Annotated in this window: 13 protein-coding genes and 5 tRNA genes; 9 read left to right on the top strand and 9 right to left on the bottom strand. The window is 63.6% G+C overall.

Features of this window, described 5'->3' with window-relative positions:
• Nucleotides 1-47: 47 nt before the first annotated feature.
• The 3 genes from GFD32_RS15295 to GFD32_RS15285 form a co-directional block, all read right to left on the bottom strand.
• Entirely contained in the window at nucleotides 48-1,970 is a 1,923-nt protein-coding gene (locus GFD32_RS15295) for a PrkA family serine protein kinase (protein WP_163577459.1), read from the bottom strand.
• A 230-nt stretch (nucleotides 1,971-2,200) separates the two neighbouring features.
• Entirely contained in the window at nucleotides 2,201-3,187 is a 987-nt protein-coding gene (locus GFD32_RS15290; protein WP_163577458.1) for a hypothetical protein, read from the bottom strand.
• A gap of 183 nt (nucleotides 3,188-3,370) precedes the next feature.
• On the bottom strand, nucleotides 3,371-4,417 hold the full coding sequence (locus GFD32_RS15285; RefSeq protein ID WP_163577457.1) for a WD40 repeat domain-containing protein: 1,047 nt from the start codon (nucleotides 4,415-4,417) through the stop codon (nucleotides 3,371-3,373).
• Between the two features lie 339 nt (nucleotides 4,418-4,756).
• Here GFD32_RS15285 and GFD32_RS15280 point away from each other — a divergent pair, with 339 nt between their 5' ends.
• From GFD32_RS15280 to GFD32_RS15270, 3 genes are read left to right on the top strand one after another with little or no spacing between them, the layout of a single operon-like run.
• Nucleotides 4,757-5,290 (top strand): molybdopterin-dependent oxidoreductase, encoded by a 534-nt coding sequence (locus GFD32_RS15280; RefSeq protein WP_163577456.1) that lies wholly within the window; start codon nucleotides 4,757-4,759, stop codon nucleotides 5,288-5,290.
• Nucleotides 5,287-6,633, top strand: a complete 1,347-nt coding sequence (locus GFD32_RS15275; RefSeq protein WP_205599151.1) for a sensor histidine kinase — start codon at nucleotides 5,287-5,289, stop codon at nucleotides 6,631-6,633. The genes GFD32_RS15280 and GFD32_RS15275 overlap by 4 nt, the downstream gene beginning before the upstream one ends.
• On the top strand, nucleotides 6,630-7,709 hold the full coding sequence (locus tag GFD32_RS15270; RefSeq protein ID WP_163577455.1) for a response regulator: 1,080 nt from the start codon (nucleotides 6,630-6,632) through the stop codon (nucleotides 7,707-7,709). The genes GFD32_RS15275 and GFD32_RS15270 overlap by 4 nt, the downstream gene beginning before the upstream one ends.
• A 1-nt stretch (nucleotide 7,710) precedes the next feature.
• On the opposite strand, the gene GFD32_RS15265 is transcribed toward GFD32_RS15270, so the two are convergent.
• The 6 genes from GFD32_RS15265 to GFD32_RS15240 form a co-directional block, all read right to left on the bottom strand.
• A complete protein-coding gene (locus GFD32_RS15265; protein ID WP_163577454.1) occupies nucleotides 7,711-9,720 on the bottom strand; it encodes an NADPH-dependent 2,4-dienoyl-CoA reductase in 2,010 nt (669 codons plus the stop codon).
• Between the two features lie 238 nt (nucleotides 9,721-9,958).
• Nucleotides 9,959-10,035, bottom strand: a tRNA-Asp gene (locus GFD32_RS15260).
• Between the two features lie 3 nt (nucleotides 10,036-10,038).
• Nucleotides 10,039-10,115 (bottom strand) — tRNA-Val (locus GFD32_RS15255).
• Between the two features lie 29 nt (nucleotides 10,116-10,144).
• A tRNA-Asp gene (locus tag GFD32_RS15250) sits at nucleotides 10,145-10,221 on the bottom strand.
• Between the two features lie 27 nt (nucleotides 10,222-10,248).
• A tRNA-Asp gene (locus GFD32_RS15245) sits at nucleotides 10,249-10,325 on the bottom strand.
• A 42-nt stretch (nucleotides 10,326-10,367) separates the two neighbouring features.
• A tRNA-Val gene (locus tag GFD32_RS15240) sits at nucleotides 10,368-10,443 on the bottom strand.
• Between the two features lie 400 nt (nucleotides 10,444-10,843).
• Between GFD32_RS15240 and ccoN the strand changes: the two genes are divergently transcribed.
• From ccoN to GFD32_RS15210, 6 genes are all read left to right on the top strand, one after another.
• Nucleotides 10,844-12,268, top strand: coding sequence for a cytochrome-c oxidase, cbb3-type subunit I (gene ccoN, locus GFD32_RS15235; protein WP_163577453.1), 1,425 nt, complete (start codon nucleotides 10,844-10,846; stop codon nucleotides 12,266-12,268).
• Between the two features lie 22 nt (nucleotides 12,269-12,290).
• Nucleotides 12,291-12,899 (top strand): cytochrome-c oxidase, cbb3-type subunit II, encoded by a 609-nt coding sequence (ccoO, locus tag GFD32_RS15230; protein ID WP_163577452.1) that lies wholly within the window; start codon nucleotides 12,291-12,293, stop codon nucleotides 12,897-12,899.
• A 2-nt stretch (nucleotides 12,900-12,901) separates the two neighbouring features.
• Nucleotides 12,902-13,153 (top strand): cbb3-type cytochrome oxidase subunit 3, encoded by a 252-nt coding sequence (locus GFD32_RS15225; RefSeq protein WP_163577451.1) that lies wholly within the window; start codon nucleotides 12,902-12,904, stop codon nucleotides 13,151-13,153.
• Nucleotides 13,150-14,079, top strand: coding sequence for a cytochrome-c oxidase, cbb3-type subunit III (gene ccoP / locus GFD32_RS15220; protein WP_163577450.1), 930 nt, complete (start codon nucleotides 13,150-13,152; stop codon nucleotides 14,077-14,079). The genes GFD32_RS15225 and ccoP overlap by 4 nt, the downstream gene beginning before the upstream one ends.
• A 116-nt stretch (nucleotides 14,080-14,195) precedes the next feature.
• Nucleotides 14,196-15,650, top strand: coding sequence for a cytochrome c oxidase accessory protein CcoG (gene ccoG / locus GFD32_RS15215; RefSeq protein WP_163577449.1), 1,455 nt, complete (start codon nucleotides 14,196-14,198; stop codon nucleotides 15,648-15,650).
• A 2-nt stretch (nucleotides 15,651-15,652) separates the two neighbouring features.
• Nucleotides 15,653-16,168 (top strand): FixH family protein, encoded by a 516-nt coding sequence (locus GFD32_RS15210; RefSeq protein WP_163577448.1) that lies wholly within the window; start codon nucleotides 15,653-15,655, stop codon nucleotides 16,166-16,168.
• Nucleotides 16,169-16,171 lie beyond the last annotated feature (3 nt).

Here is a 16,171-nt window from a genome sequence, read left to right as displayed (position 1 = left end):
GTGGCCCGTGGCCCGTGGCCCGTGGCCCGTGGCCCGTGGCCGTCAGGCTACTGCGACTTGCGCACGCGCAGGTACCACTCGGAGAGCAGGCGAACCTGCTTCTCGGTATAGCCACGCTCCTTCATGCGTGCCACGAAATCCTCGTGCTTCTTCTGGTCGGCCGAGGACGCCTTGGCGTTGAAGGAGATCACCGGCAGCAGCTCCTCGGTGTTGGCGAACATCTTGTGCTCGATCACCCCGCGCAGCTTTTCGTAGGACTGCCAGCTGGGATTCATGCCGTTGTTCTGGGCACGTGCCCGCAACACGAAGTTGACCACCTCGTGGCGGAAGTCTTTGGGATTGGAAATGCCGGCCGGTTTTTCGATCTTCTCGAGTTCCTCGTTCAAGGCCTGGCGGTCGAGGAATTCGCCGGTCTCGGGGTCGCGATACTCCTGATCCTGGATCCAGAAATCCGCGTAGGTGACGTAGCGGTCGAAGATGTTCTGGCCGTACTCGGAGTAGGACTCGAGATAGGCCGTCTGGATCTCCTTGCCGATGAAATCGACGTAGCGCGGCGCCAGGAATTCCTTGATGAAGCGCAGGTAGCGCTCGAAGGTCTCGCGCGGCAGCTGCTCCTGCTCGAGGCGCTGCTCGAGCACATAGAGCAGGTGCACCGGGTTGGCCGCCACCTCGTGGTTGTCGAAGTTGAACACCTTGGAAAGGATCTTGAAGGCAAAGCGGGTGGAAAGCCCGTCCATGCCTTCATCCACGCCGGCGGCATCGCGATATTCCTGGATCGACTTGGCCTTGGGATCGGTATCCTTGAGATTCTCGCCGTCATACACGCGCATCTTGGAGTAGATGCTCGAGTTCTCCGGTTCCTTGAGCCGCGAAAGCACCGAGAACTGCGCCAGCATGCGCAGCGTATCCGGCGCGCAGGGCGCCTCGGAGAGCGAAGAGTGCTCGAGCAGCTTCCGATAAATGTTGATCTCCTCGGTCACCCGCAAGCAGTAGGGCACCTTGACGATGTAGACGCGATCGAGGAACGCCTCGTTGTTGCGGTTGTTGCGGAAGGTCTGCCACTCGCTCTCGTTGGAGTGGGCGAGGATGATGCCGTCGAAGGGGATCGCTCCCATGCCTTCGGTGGGGTTGTAGTTGCCCTCTTGGGTGGCGGTCAGCAGCGGATGCAGCACCTTGATGGGTGCCTTGAACATCTCGATGAACTCCATCAACCCCTGGTTCGCCTTGCACAGGCCGCCAGAGAAGCTGTAGGCATCCGGATCGTCCTGGGAGTAGAGTTCGAGTTGGCGAATGTCGACCTTGCCCACCAGCGACGAGATGTCCTGGTTATTCTCGTCACCCGGCTCGGTCTTGGAAATGGCGATCTGGTTGAGCCGCGACGGATAGAGGCGCACCACGCGAAACTGCGAGATATCACCGCCGTACTCCTTGAGACGCTTGGCCGCCCAGGGCGACATCACGCTCTTCAGCTGACGACGGGGGATGCCGTATTCCTTCTCGAGCAGCTCGCCGTCCTCTTCCGGCGAGAACAGCCCCAGCGGCGACTCGTAGACCGGCGAGCCCTTGATGGCATAGAAGGGCACGCGCTCCATCAGTAGCTTGAGCCGCTCGGCCAGCGACGACTTGCCGCCGCCCACCGGCCCCAGCAGGTAGAGAATCTGCTTGCGCTCTTCCAACCCCTGGGCGGCATGACGGAAGTAGGCCACGATCTGCTCGATCGCCTCTTCCATGCCGTAGAACTCGGAGAACGCCGGATAGCGGCGAATCACCTTGTTGGAGAAGATCCTCGAGAGCCGCGAATCCTTGGCCGTGTCGATTACCTCGGGCTCGCCGATGGCCTCGAGCATGCGCTCGGCAGCACTGGCGTAGACCATGGGATCCTCGCGACACAGCTCCAGGTACTCCTGCAGGGACATCTCTTCCTGCTGGACACGCTCGAAGCGATTCTGCACATGATCGAAGATGCTCATCGAAGCCTCCTGTTTTCCGCCCCCAGGCCCTCAAGATGAGCGCCCCGGGTTGTCCATCAGCCTAGACAGCTTTGCGGATCTTGCGGTCCGCGCCGTGTCAACGCAGTGGACACTACCCATGAGAACGCAGGGAAGGCGCAGGGTTCGATGAGCGAAAGCCAGAGACAATAAACGCTGCAAGGACGCTCGACGGGCAGCCGCAGCAGCCGCTCAGCAGGCGAGGCTCCCCCTTACCGGGCACTCTGTGCAGAGACGCTGTCGGCCAGGCCCTGGCTGCCGTCTTCCGTGGCTCGCTCCTTGAGCTTGCGGAACTTCTTCGATATCCCCTCCAGCTTGGCTTCCCATTCCGGGTCCGGGGACTGGCCATCGATGACCTTGAAATAAGCCTGCATCAGACAGGTGATGGCAAAGGGTTCCAGCACCGCCACCTTGACGCTCCAAGCGAACAGCAGCGCTACGATCACGCCGGTGGCCGACCACCCCCCGGGAATCAGATAGGCCACCAGCGCTGCTGGCGCCAGCATGACCAGGAAGATGACGAAGGAGAGTCCATAGACGATCAGCGCCAGCCAAGCGGCATTCTTGAGCATCGGCTTGGCATTCTGACCATAGAGCACCAGAGCTTCCTGCGACGACGCCCAGGCATTGTCGGATCCGGTGCGGATGCAGTAGGCGAGAATCACCTCATCGATGAAGCCCACTGCAATCTTGAGGAAGGCTTCGAGTATCGCGATGAACTGACGAGCACCGGGAATCGGCAGCAGACGAAATAGCCCACGGGTCATGCCAGTGATGGCCCGCAGCACTCCCTTTATCAGTTGATCCACCCCGAACAGCACGCTGGCCTGGCCGAATCGCGTCTTGACCACCTTCGAGGCATGATCTATCTGGCCGCGACCCGACGGCAGGGCCTGATCGTCGAGCAGCTCCACCAGCACAGCGATATGGCCGGCCTTGACCATGTAGAGCAGGTACTCACGCAGCACGTACATCACGGCCCCCACGATGCCGAAGCCGACCACCCCACCCCAAAAGGTGGCTCCGGCGCGAAACCCGACATCACCCAGACCGCCAATGCCCCAGCCGACACCGGCTCCCACGCCGGTCATCAGCACATAGGCGAGCGCCACTCCGAAGTAAACTGCCAAGCGAAATAGGATGAACGGCAGCGTCTTGATCATCAGGCCTAGCGAACGGCCGATCTGAAAGTCCCACATGAGTCCTCCTGCGCAATTGCCAAAACCTCAGCCAACGACACTCAAGTCACCAAGCTCATTAGACTAGCCATTCCATCGCCTTGTGACCCCGTTCGTATCAACGGGGAGCCTCCGGCCAGCCACCGCCGGCCATGGCAAACGGCCCCCAGTGGAAGCCAGCACGCTCTGGCCAGCAGCGCTCACCTACAGGCAGAGCTCAGTGGTCCACGCATCCGGTTCGGTCGGCCCACGGCGACACTGCTGCTGGCGCCCCACGCGGACGAGTTCCCATTCGCCGTCCTCCAAGGGCTCGAACGTCAGCCGATACCGCCAGGCCCGCACGGCATCGTCTGCGAGGTTGCTCAAGGTGAGGATGACGCGCACCTCTCCGGACGCCAGCATTCGCTGCGCCACACGTTCCTCGCTAATGGGACTGGGTGCCTCCAGCCCATAGAGGTCACGCGAGAGCGCCAGCGGATCGCGGGTGGGGGCGACCTCGGGAAGCGCCTGGCCGCGAAAGGCTGCTGACTCCCCGTCGTCGGCCACCTCGCCAGCGGCATCGCCGGCATGGGCTTGCCAGAGGCGGATGACCGGCGAGGGATAGGTCGGCGGCCGCCCAGCCCAGGCCAACTGGGTACCATCCTCGCTCAAGGCCAGCGCATCGGCGTCGCCTTGTCGGGGCATCGGCAGGGCAGCGGCGGCAGCCTCGGCGTCACCCGACCGTTCCAGTTCAGCCGGAAAGTGCCCCAAGCGCTCGACAACCCGACCCGTGTCCAGCGCATAGCGCTGCACATTCCGGCCACAGGCCGCCCAGACACTGTCGCCATCGGCCGAGAAGCTGACTTCCCGGCACCCCTTTCCACCCGCCAGCGCCTGGAGTCGCTCTCCCGAAACCAGGCTCCAGAGTTTGAGCGATGCCTCGGGCGCCACCCCCGGGGTCCAACTGGTGCTCGCCAAGATCGTGCCATCGGGACCGAAGGCGAGCCCGGCGACGGGGAGCGGCCGCTCCACCTCCGGGGAACGGTGACCATCCAGTCGATGAAGCAGCTTGCCGGTGGCCAGCTCCCACACCGCAAGGTGCCCGCTTGCGGTGCTGGCCACGGTCTCCCCCTCGGGTGACAGTGCCAACCGCTCCACGCGGTCTCCCGTGAGCTCGATTTCGTGCTTCAGCTCCGCAGCGGACCAGTCCGGCGACCCGTTGACGACGGCCGGGGCGAGCCACCCACTCACCGCCAGTCCGAGAGCGATCACGCCATGTCCTGCCTTGTCACGGACGCATCGCCCCGCAGGGTCTCGATGTAACATCGTTACCTCCTCTCGTTGTCTCACACCGCCAATCGCCCACCGGAGCGCCGACATGTCGCACCATGCCCGTCGGCGCGCCAGGCTGACTGGCTCGTCGGGGTACCCGGTGCCGCCACCGGGCTGGGATCATCGGCCTCCATCAATCATCCGACCCACCCTAGTTCACTCGCACCAGGCTGCCCCCGTCCGTTCGAACGGGGACAAGCAACCTGGGTAGTCGGAAGATAATACGGGTGATATTGGCTATGGTGACCATGTTTCCCAGAGCCCCTCGAGGAGCCCACCATGCTGGAGCACTACTGCACCTCACTCACCGCTCGGTTCCTGCATCTTCTGGTCGGCGGGCTGCTAATACTGACCGCACTGCCCGCGGCGACTGACCCCCTGCCCCCACCCGAAGGACCTCCTCTGTTGCGCATCGAAGGAACCATTGCCCATACCAATGTCGGCGACGAGGCACACTTCGACCGCCAAATGCTGGCTGCGCTGCCACCACGCAAGCTGGCCACGTCCACCGTGGTGACCGACGGCATCAATCACTTCGAGGGATTTTTGATGCGCGACCTGCTGGCGAGGGTCGGCGCCGAAGGCGACACGGTCGTGGCCACGGCACTCAACGACTACGTGGTCGAGATCCCTCGCGAGGATTTTCGAGAATTCGACGTCGTGGTCGCCACCCACATGGACGGCGAGGCGCTGACCCCGCGCGACAAGGGACCCCTATGGATCGTCTATCCCCGCGACGATCATGACGAACTGCAGGACATCCGCTACGACTATCGCTGGGTGTGGCAACTGGAGCACCTGGAGATTCAATGACATTCGCGCTTCGGCGACGTCCAGCCCATCTGCTGCCGGTTGTCGCAGTGGTCGCCTTTGCGGCCTTTCTCGGCTTTTCGCTGTTCCGGCTGTTTCAAGTCGAGCAGGATATGCGCGTCAATGTCAGCGAGAACATGTTGTGGGTGATCACCCAGGCCCAAGTCGCCAGCCATCGCCTGGACGAGGAAGTCCATCGCCGAGTTCTGGGAGACGAACAGGTGCGCCCTGCGCTACGCCATGACATCCTGGCCAGCCGACTGGTGCTCCTCGACGAGGGCCCCCAGCGTCGCTATCTGGCCGACATCGGCTTCGCCGACCCGGTGGACGACGCCTTCGAGGCTCTGGTCGCCATCGAACCGTTGCTGGAAGACCTTCAGCCCGGCCATTACTCGGCCGCCGATGCGATTCACCAGCGGCTGAAGCCGGTAATGATGTCGCTCAATCGTATCGCCAACGCCGTGATGATCGAAGGATGGGAACACACCGGCGAACGCCTGGATCGACATCGCCGCAGCCTTGTGCAGGTGATCGCCTCGGTGGTCGGGATCCTGCTCAGTGGGCTGCTGCTGGCCTTTCTGCTGATCAAGGCGATACGCCAGCGCCTGGCAGCCCAGCAGCTCGAACGCTCGCTCGTCCAGGAACGCCAGATCAGCGACTTCTACCGCAGCTTTGCGGCCATGGTGTCACATCAGTTTCGCACTCCACTGGCGGTGATCGATTCCAGCCTGCAGCGTCTCATTCGGCGTGGCGAGCGAATGCCGCCTAACGAACGCCAGACGCGTTACGAACGGGTACGTGACGCTGTGGCGCAGATGACGCGCCTGGTCGACAACTCGCTGACGACGGCGCGCCTGGATGGCGGGCAGGTGACCGTCGCCCCCGCCCGGCACGACCTGCGCGAGATCGCTGAACAGGTGTGCCGGCTGCAGCAAGAGGCCGCCGGTAGAGATCGCATCGACCTCGAGGGGCCCTCACGGCTCGCCGTGTGCTGTGACCGTTCGCTGGCCGAACAGATCATGGCCAACCTGATCGCCAACGCGTTGAAGTACTCGCCCGAGGACACTCGAGTCAGCGTGCATCTGACCCGACATGCCGATCGGGCCGGATGTCACATCCAGGATCGCGGTATCGGCATTGCAGACCAAGATTTGCCGCATCTTTTCGAGCGCTATTTCCGTGCCCGCAACGCCACCTCGACCCAGGGCATCGGCTTGGGGCTGCACATCGCCCGCCACCTGGCACGTCTCCAGAACGGAGACATCACCGTGACCTCACGGATGAACGTCGGCACGACGATGACGTTGACGCTACCGCTCGCCGACAAGGAGGCCACAACACCATGAACGACTCCCTCGCCGACACCGCCAGCCTGCTCATTCTGCTCGCCGAGGACCACGCCGAGCTGCGTGGCGACATCCGCGATGAGCTGCGTGAAGCCGGCTACGCCGTCATCGAAGCCAGTGACGGCGAAGAAACGCTGGCCCAGATCCAGGCCGCCGTACCGGACCTGATCCTCTGCGACATCAGCATGCCCGGGTGCAGCGGCTATGAGGTACTGCGTGTGATCCGCGACACGCGCCCCGACCTCGCCGATACCCCCTTCGTTTTCCTCTCTGCCTTGTCGGATACCCGTGAAGTCATCGAGGGCAAGCGCCTAGGCGCCGACGACTACTTGATCAAGCCAATCGATTTCGACCTGATGCTGGCCACCCTGGATGCACGCCTGCGCCAGGTAGGGCGCATGCGGCACAAGGTCGCCAGGGAGATCGATGAGCTTCGCCAAGCGATGAGCGGACTGCACCAACAGGCAAGCCAGCAAGCGTTCCAGGCGGCAACGCGCGCACTCGATCTGGTAGCGCCCGGCATGGTGCTTCTTGATGAGAATGGATCCGTGCTGTTCGCCAACCGTGCCGCCCAGCAGCTTGCAGATACGACACCCGGGTTGAGCCTGGAGACACGGTTTGCCACCTCGTCTCCGGGGGATCGCCAGTCATTGCGTCACACGTTGCGCATGTCCCTGGCGGCTAGCCGGGACGGCGAGGAGCGTGTGGACTGCCTGCGCCTGAGCCGTCCCGGCAAGCGGCGTGACCTGCTGGTTCTGGTCTGTTCGCTGAGCCGCGACACCGCCCAGCCTGGCAAGGAGCCGGTCACCGTGGTGATGCTCTCCGATCCGGAGAAGCGAGCCCATGTCTCCCGGCAGGTGCTCGCCCGCCTGTTCGGACTGACGCCCACCGAAGCGCGTATTGCTCTGGCCCTGACCGAAGGGCAGCGCAGCGACGAAATCGCCGAACGCATGGCCGTATCGCCCACTACCGTGGCCTTCCATCTGCGCAACCTCTTTCAGAAAACCGACACCCACCGCCAGGCCGACCTCATTGCACTGGTGCTATCCGGCTCGATGGCCGTATCGCTGGAATGATTTACAGCGCCGCCGCCACGCGCGTGCCCTGTTCGATGGCACGCTTGGCGTCCAGTTCGGCCGCCTCGTCGGCACCGCCGATCAGGTGAGTTTCGATGCCGGTGTCGGTCAGCGGGTCCAGCAGCTCGCGCACGGGCTCCTGGCCGGCGCAGACCACCACGCTGTCCACCGCCAGACAGCGCTCCTCTCCTGCCTGCCGAATATGCAATCCCGCCGAGTCGATGCGCAGGTATTCGCAGCCCGTCAACGCCTCCACGCCACGGTGCCTGAGCGAGGCACGGTGTACCCAGCCGGTGGTCTTGCCGAGCCCCTTGCCCGGCTTGGTGGTCTTGCGCTGCAGGAGCGTGACCTGACGTGGCACGCCCGGCCGCTGCGGGGCGACGATACCGCCGGGCTCGGCAACGCTGAGGTCGACTCCCCATTCGGCACACCAGGCCTCGCGGTCCAGCGCCGGGCTTCCGGCATGCGTCAGCAGCTCGGCCACGTCGAAGCCGATGCCACCTGCTCCGATGATCGCCACACGCGGCCCCACTCGCTCGGGATGCTGGATCGCCGTTGGGTAGGCGAGCACGCAGGGGTGGTCGATGCCCGGCAGTTCGAGAGCACGCGGACGTACGCCGGAGGCCAGCACCACCGCTTCGAAATCCTTCAGGGCTTGGACATCGACCTCGGTACCCAGGCGCAACGTGACGCCGTGCTTGTCGAGCATCACGCGGAAGTAGCGCAGCGTCTCGGCGAACTCTTCCTTGCCGGGAATGCGGCGCGCCAGGTTGAACTGCCCTCCCAGCTCGGCATTACGTTCGAAGAGTGTGACCCGATGCCCGCGCCCCGCGGCGGTCACTGCCGCGGCCAAACCTGCGGGCCCCCCGCCGACCACGGCAATCTCACGGGGCGCGTTGGCGGGCTCGATGATGAGCTCCGTCTCATGACAGGCCTGGGGATTGACCAGACACGAAGTGAGCTTGCCCTGAAAGGTATGATCCAGGCAGGCCTGGTTGCAGGCGATGCAAGTATTGATCTCGTCGCCGCGCCCTTCGGCCGCCTTGCTCACCCAGGCCGGATCGGCGAGGAAGGGGCGCGCCATGGAGACCATGTCGGCATGCCCCTCGGCGAGCACCCGCTCCGCCACCTCGGGCATGTTGATGCGGTTGGTGGTGATCAACGGCACCGACAGCTCGGCCTTCATGCGCCGAGTCACCTCGGTGAAGGTGGCCCGCGGCACGCTGGTGACGATGGTCGGCACGCGCGCCTCGTGCCAACCGATACCGGTGTTGATCACGTCCGCCCCGGCGGTTTCGATGGCACGCCCCAACGCCACGACCTCTTCGAAGGTGCTGCCCGCTTCCACCAGATCGATCATCGACAGGCGGAAGATCAGCAGGAAGTCGTCGCCCACCGCCTGGCGAATGCGCGACACGATCTCCACGGCAAAGCGCATGCGGTTCTCGAACGTCCCACCCCAGCGGTCTGAACGCTGGTTGGTGCGCCGGCACAGGAACTGGTTGATCAGGTAGCCCTCGGAGCCCATCACCTCGACGCCGTCATAACCGGCCTGGAACGCCAGGGTGGCGCAGTGCACGTAGTCATCGACCTGGCGCTCCACCTCCTCGTCACTCAGTGCGCGCGGCACGAAGGGATTGATCGGCGCCTGGATCGGCGAAGGAGCGACCAGCTCCGGCGAATAGGCATAGCGCCCGGCATGCAGAATCTGCAGGCAGATACGCCCTCCCTCGGCATGCACCGCCTCGACCACCTGGCGATGATCGGCCAACTGGGAAGCATGCTGGAGAGTCGCGGCCCCCTGGAAGACCGCCCCTTCGGGATTGGGAGCAATGCCTCCGGTGACGATCAGGCCGACACCCTGGCGGGCACGCTCGGCATAGAACGTCGCCAGACGGGAGAAACCGTCCGGCGTCTCCTCCAGGTTGGTATGCATCGAGCCCATCAGAACCCGATTGGGTAACGTCAGATGGCCCAGCTCGAGCGGGCGAAACAGATGCGGAAAATGCACGGCGGAATCCTCTTGGTGTTCGCGTCGCGGGGTGGTCGCACCACCATTTTCAAACAACTGTATGATAGATGACAACGAAGCGCAAAAAACTGCCAAAGCATCGCACGGATTGGCGCGACGACCTGCACAAGACGTCAGGGGAAAGGCGAGACGAGGAGGGCTACCCAATGGCGGCGCGGGAACGAATCGTTCGCATACGAAAACCCCGAGCCGCTGGGCTCGGGGTCGAAATTCGCGATGGCGGACCGGACGGGACTCGAACCCGCGACCTCCGGCGTGACAGGCCGGCATTCTAACCGACTGAACTACCGGTCCGCATGGTGGGTGATACCGGACTCGAACCAGTGACCCCCAGCATGTGAGGCTGGTGCTCTAACCAACTGAGCTAATCACCCACGATTACCGCTTGTCGTTGCTGCCGTGGTGGCGGACCGGACGGGACTCGAACCCGCGACCTCCGGCGTGACAGGCCGGCATTCTAACCGACTGAACTACCGGTCCACAACTACGCTGGCAACGGAAGGCAAGTGGCGGACCGGACGGGACTCGAACCCGCGACCTCCGGCGTGACAGGCCGGCATTCTAACCGACTGAACTACCGGTCCGCAGCATGCTTCCACGTGATCGACAACGCCAACTGGCGATGATGGTGGGTGGTACAGGGTTCGAACCTGTGACCCCCAGCTTGTAAGGCTGGTGCTCTCCCAACTGAGCTAACCACCCCTGGCCACGTGGCGCTGCATTCTACAGGCCCCCGGGCGCTTGTCAACGCCTTTCCGCCCTTGGCGCTACCAGCGCCACCGTGTCGATGACAGGGTGAAGCGTCCAACCAAAGACCGCCGACATGTGGCGCAATGTCGCACCCCGGCCCGACCGATCAGCCATCGTTGAGCGCCGCGAAGACGGTCGCGCCCCGCGAACCGGGACTCCAGCAATGACTAGTGACGAAAAACTCGACGCACGTCAAAGTCTCGGCAGGGTTTTTCCCTTGGATCGTGTTTCAGTGAACAAGTCGGCTGCGCTAGAATTCGCCCTGTTTTGACCTGCATTACCCTACCGGGGGCGTCGACTGCGGCACTCTGCCACGGCCGGCTCCCGTTACCGCGTTCGATGGGAATCTGACATGAGCACAGCATTAGAGCACCCGACCTACAACTACAAGGTAGTTCGGCAGTTCGCGATCATGACAGTGGTGTGGGGCATCGTGGGAATGCTCCTCGGTGTCATCCTTGCCGCACAGCTGGTATGGCCGCAACTCAACCTCGACCTACCTTGGACCAGCTTCGGCCGCTTGCGTCCGTTGCACACCAATGCCGTCATCTTCGCCTTCGGTGGCTCGGCACTATTCGCCACGTCGTATTACGTCGTACAGCGCACCTGCCAGACGCGCCTGTTCGCCGACAAGCTGGCCGCCTTCACCTTCTGGGGCTGGCAGGCGGTGATCCTCTCCGCGGTCGTCACCCTGCCGCTCGGCCTGACGACCACCAAGGAGTACGCCGAACTGGAGTGGCCGATCAACATCCTGATCGCCGTGGTCTGGGTCAGCTACGCCATCGTCTTCCTGATGACCATCAAGCAGCGCAAGACCTCCCACATCTACGTGGCCAACTGGTTCTTCGCGGCTTTCATCCTCACGGTGGCCGTGCTGCACATCGTCAACAACCTGTCCCTTCCGGTCACCGCGTTCTACTCGACGTCGATCTACGCCGGCACCATCGATGCCATGGTGCAGTGGTGGTACGGGCACAACGCCGTGGGCTTCTTCCTCACCGCGGGCTTTCTGGGGATGATGTACTACTTCGTGCCCAAGCAGGCAGAACGCCCCGTCTACTCTTACCGCCTGTCCATCGTCCACTTCTGGGCGCTGATCATGGTCTACATGTGGGCCGGCCCGCACCACCTGCACTACACGGCCCTGCCCGACTGGGCGCAGTCGCTGGGCATGATCATGTCGATCATCCTGCTCGCTCCCTCCTGGGGCGGCATGATCAACGGCATGATGACCCTGTCCGGCGCCTGGCATAAGCTGCGCACCGACCCCACCCTGCGCTTCCTGGTGGTCGCCCTGTCGTTCTACGGTATGTCCACCTTCGAGGGGCCGATGATGGCGGTGAAGACCGTCAATGCGCTCTCCCACTACACCGACTGGACCATCGGCCACGTGCATGCCGGCGCCTTGGGCTGGGTGGCGATGATCACCATCGGCTCCATGTACCACCTGATCCCGCGCCTGTTCGGCCGCACCGAAATGCACTCGGTGAACTTGATCGCCGTGCACTTCTGGCTCGCCACCATCGGCACCGTGCTCTACATCGCTTCGATGTGGGTCAACGGCATCCTGCAGGGCCTGATGTGGCGCGCCATCAACCCCGACGGCACGCTGATGTACACCTTCATCGAGGCGGTCGAGGCCAGTGGGCCCGGCTACATCGTGCGCCTGATCGGCGGCGTCTTCTGGGTCGTGGGCATGCTGATCATGGCCTACAACGTCTTCATGACGGTCAAGGGCAGCGAAGCCGCCCGTCAGCCGATTCCGCAGACCGCCTGAGCAACCGGGGATACCAAGACCAATGAGACACGAGATCGTCGAAAAGAACGTAGGCCTGCTGGCCGTGCTGATCCTGGTGGTGATCAGCTTCGGCGGCCTGGCCGAGATCGTGCCGCTGTTCTTCCAGAAACAGACCACGGAACCGGTCGACGGCCTGCGCCCGCTCACCGCTCTGGAACTGGAAGGTCGCGACATCTATCGCCGCGAGGGCTGCGTCGGCTGTCATTCACAGATGATCCGCCCGTTCCGCGCCGAGACCGAACGCTACGGTCACTACAGCGTGGCCGGTGAATTCATCTACGACTTCAACTTCCTGTGGGGCTCCAAACGCACCGGTCCCGACCTCGCCCGCGTGGGTGGACGCTACAGTGACGACTGGCACCGCGCCCACATGTACAACCCGCGCGACGTGGTGCCGGAGTCGATCATGCCCGCCTACCCCTGGCTGTTCGAGAACACGCTGGACGGGGAAGACACACCCAAGAAGATGCGCACCCTGCGCACCCTGGGCGTGCCCTACACCGACGAGCAGATCGAGAACGCCACCAGCGAGGTGCGCGGCGAGCAAGAGGTCACTGCGCTGATCGCCTATCTGCAACAACTGGGTACCGTGCTCGAGGGCACGCGTTGATCATGGATACCGGAACCTTCCGCGGCATCATCACTGGCCTGCTGATACTCGCCTTCCTGGGCATCACCGCCTGGGCCTATTCGAGACGACGCAAGCCGGACTTCGACGAGGCGGCCAACCTGCCATTCGCCGATGAGGATGACACCCGCGACCGTGACAGCCACGCCACGACTCGCCACAGCGAGACGCGGCACGAGGAGGCCGGTTCCCGACCCGCCGATTCCCGCCAAGACAGGGGAGACAGGAACGCATGAATAATCTTTGGGACGACTCCCTTTCCGGGTTCTGGAGCGCCTGGATCATCGTCATCACGCTAGGCTCGCTGGTGTTCGCCTTCTGGCTGCTGTACGCCAACCGCAAGACCGACAAGACGCCGGACGCCGAAGGCAACGTCGAAACCACGGGCCATGCCGCCGATGGCATCGAGGAGTACGACAATCCGCTGCCGCGCTGGTGGTTGCAGCTCTATATTGGCACCATCGTCTTTTCACTGGGCTATCTGTTGCTCTACCCGGGGCTGGGTAATTTCGCCGGCCTTCTGGGCTGGACCCAGGAAGGCCAGTGGGAGGAAGAAGTGGCACGTGCCGAGGAACGCTTCACGCCGATCTTCGCCCAGTACCAGGAAGTGCCGATCCCCGAGCTGGCCCGTGACGACGAAGCCATGCAGGTGGCCGAACGCATCTACCAGAACAACTGCGCGGTGTGTCATGGCGCCAATGCCCAGGGCGGCTATGGCTTCCCCGATCTCACCGACGACGATTGGCTCTACGGTGGCAAGCCGGAGCAGATCGTGACCAGTCTGGTTCAGGGGCGCAACGGCCTGATGCCCTCCTGGCAGCAGCTGGGCGCGGAGAACATCGAGAACGTGACCCAGTTCGTTCTTTCGCTCTCCGACCTGGAGCACGATGCCGAACGAGCCGAGCAGGGCGCCTCGACTTACGCCTCCGTGTGCACCGCCTGCCACGGGCCCGAAGGCACTGGCAACCAGGGGCTGGGCGCCCCCAACCTGACCAACGACACCTGGCTCTACCAGGCGCCGGGGCAGAGCGTCGCCGACTCGGTCCGTCAGACTCTGCGTAACGGTCGTAACGGCCATATGCCGGCCCAGGAAGCCTACATTGGCGAGGAGCGCGTCCATCTGGTCGCCGCCTACGTCTATAGCCTGAGCCGTCAGGACTAAGCCCGGCACGGCAGGGTGCGGCCTCCCGTCGCACCCTGCCGATACCCGTGCCCGCCCCGGTACAATGAGGCGACCATCATCGCTTGCCTGACCCAGGCTCCCGCCGCGAGTTCGCCATGAGTGACAAGATCCCGACCCAAGACGTGACCCCGGACACCGCGGGCCACTCTGCACCGCGTGGCAAGACGCCACACGCCTCCGACGGGCAGGACATGTACGCCCGACGCCGCCACATTTACGTGCGCGAGATCAAGGGCGTCTTCCAACGCCTGAGACGCAGCGCCAACTGGCTACTGATGCTGGCCTTCTTCGGGCTGCCCTGGGTGCAATGGGGCGACCGACCGCTGATCTGGTTCGACCTGCCCTCACGGGAATTCCATCTCTTTGCTGCCACCTTCTATCCGCAGGAGTTCATGCTGCTGTCGTGGCTGCTGATCATCTGTGCCTTCGGGCTCTTTTTCATCACCGTCTTCGCCGGACGCATATGGTGCGGCTATACCTGCCCGCAAAGCGTTTGGACCTTCCTGTTCATCTGGGTGGAGCATCGCCTGGAAGGCCCGCGCAATCGTCGCATCAAGCTCGACCGCGCCGCCATGGATGCGGAAAAAGCGTGGCGCAAGACAGGCAAGCACGCCATCTGGCTAGCCATTGCCGCCGCTACCGGCATCACCTTCGTCGGCTACTTCACCCCGATTCGTGACCTGGTCGTGGAACTGCCGGCCCTATCCGCCCACGGCTGGTCCTACTTCTGGGTCGGCTTCTTCACGCTCTTCACGTATCTCAACGCCGGCTGGCTCCGCGAGCAGGTTTGCATCTACATGTGCCCCTATGCACGCTTCCAGTCCGTGATGTTCGATGCCGACACTCTGATCGTCTCCTACGACGCCTCGCGTGGCGAACCCCGCGGCCCGCGCAAGCGCAGCCTCGGCCATGAAGGCGCACGGGCCGCCGGGCACGGCGACTGCATCGACTGCGATCTGTGCGTGCAAGTCTGCCCCACCGGCATCGACATCCGCGATGGCCTGCAGTACGAATGCATCACCTGCGCCGCCTGCATCGACGCCTGCGACAGCGTCATGGACAAGATGGGCTACCCGCACGGGCTGATCCGCTACACCACCGAGAACGCTTTGGAGGGCAAGAAGTCGCATATCCTGCGGCCGCGCCTGCTCGGTTACCTGGCGGCGCTGCTGGTGATGATCGGGCTGTTCGCTTGGGCCGTTACCGACCGCAGCCTGGTCAACGTGGATGTCGAACGCGAACGTGGCCAGCTCTACCAGATGACGCGCGAAGGGCAGATCCGCAACATCTATACTCTCAGGGTGCGCAACCTCGACCGTGAAGCGCACGATTACCGCCTCGCCGTCAGCGGACTGCCTGGGCTGTCCCTGGACACCGATACGCTTCGCGTGCCCGGAGGCGAGTCGCGCCTGGAGGTGATCGAAGTCACCGCCGATCCCGATGTGATCGAGCAACCCAGCCATGCCATCCAGCTGCACCTGCAATCCCTGCAGAATGACGATATTTCCCTGACGCATGAAATCCGCTTCCTGGGAGACGCCCGGAGATGACGATGGAACAGCAACCCATCACCCCCTGGTACAAGCAGTTCTGGCCCTGGTTCCTGATCGGCCTGCTGTTCAGTGCCATCGGTGTCAGCACCACTTTCGCCGTGCTCTCGGTACGCTCATTCGATGGCATGGTGCAGGACGACTATTACGAACACGGTACGGCCATCAACATGGTCCTGGCCAAGCAGCGCCGTGCCGCTGAGCTCTCGCTCGCCGCCGATCTGCGAATCGACCCCTTGACCAGCGATATCGTCGTCGACCTGGAGGGAGAGGCTCGCCCCGAGCGCCTCTATCTCGAGCTGATCTTCCCGACTCGCGGCGACCGGGACCAGGAGATCACCCTCGAACACGCCCGAAACGGTCGCTATCTCGGCCAGGCACCGGACAACCTGCGCTATCGTTGGTACCTGCAGCTGCAACCCAGCCAGGAAGATCCCGAGTGGCGCCTGCTCGGCGAAGCCGATTTCCCCAGCGAAGGCGGTTTCGCCCTGATGCCCAGCCTGCCTGGGGATAACTGATGA

This window comes from Halomonas faecis (assembly GCF_010993975.1).
Taxonomy (GTDB): domain Bacteria; phylum Pseudomonadota; class Gammaproteobacteria; order Pseudomonadales; family Halomonadaceae; genus Halomonas; species Halomonas faecis.
This window is presented reverse-complemented; position numbering and strand designations above follow the sequence as displayed.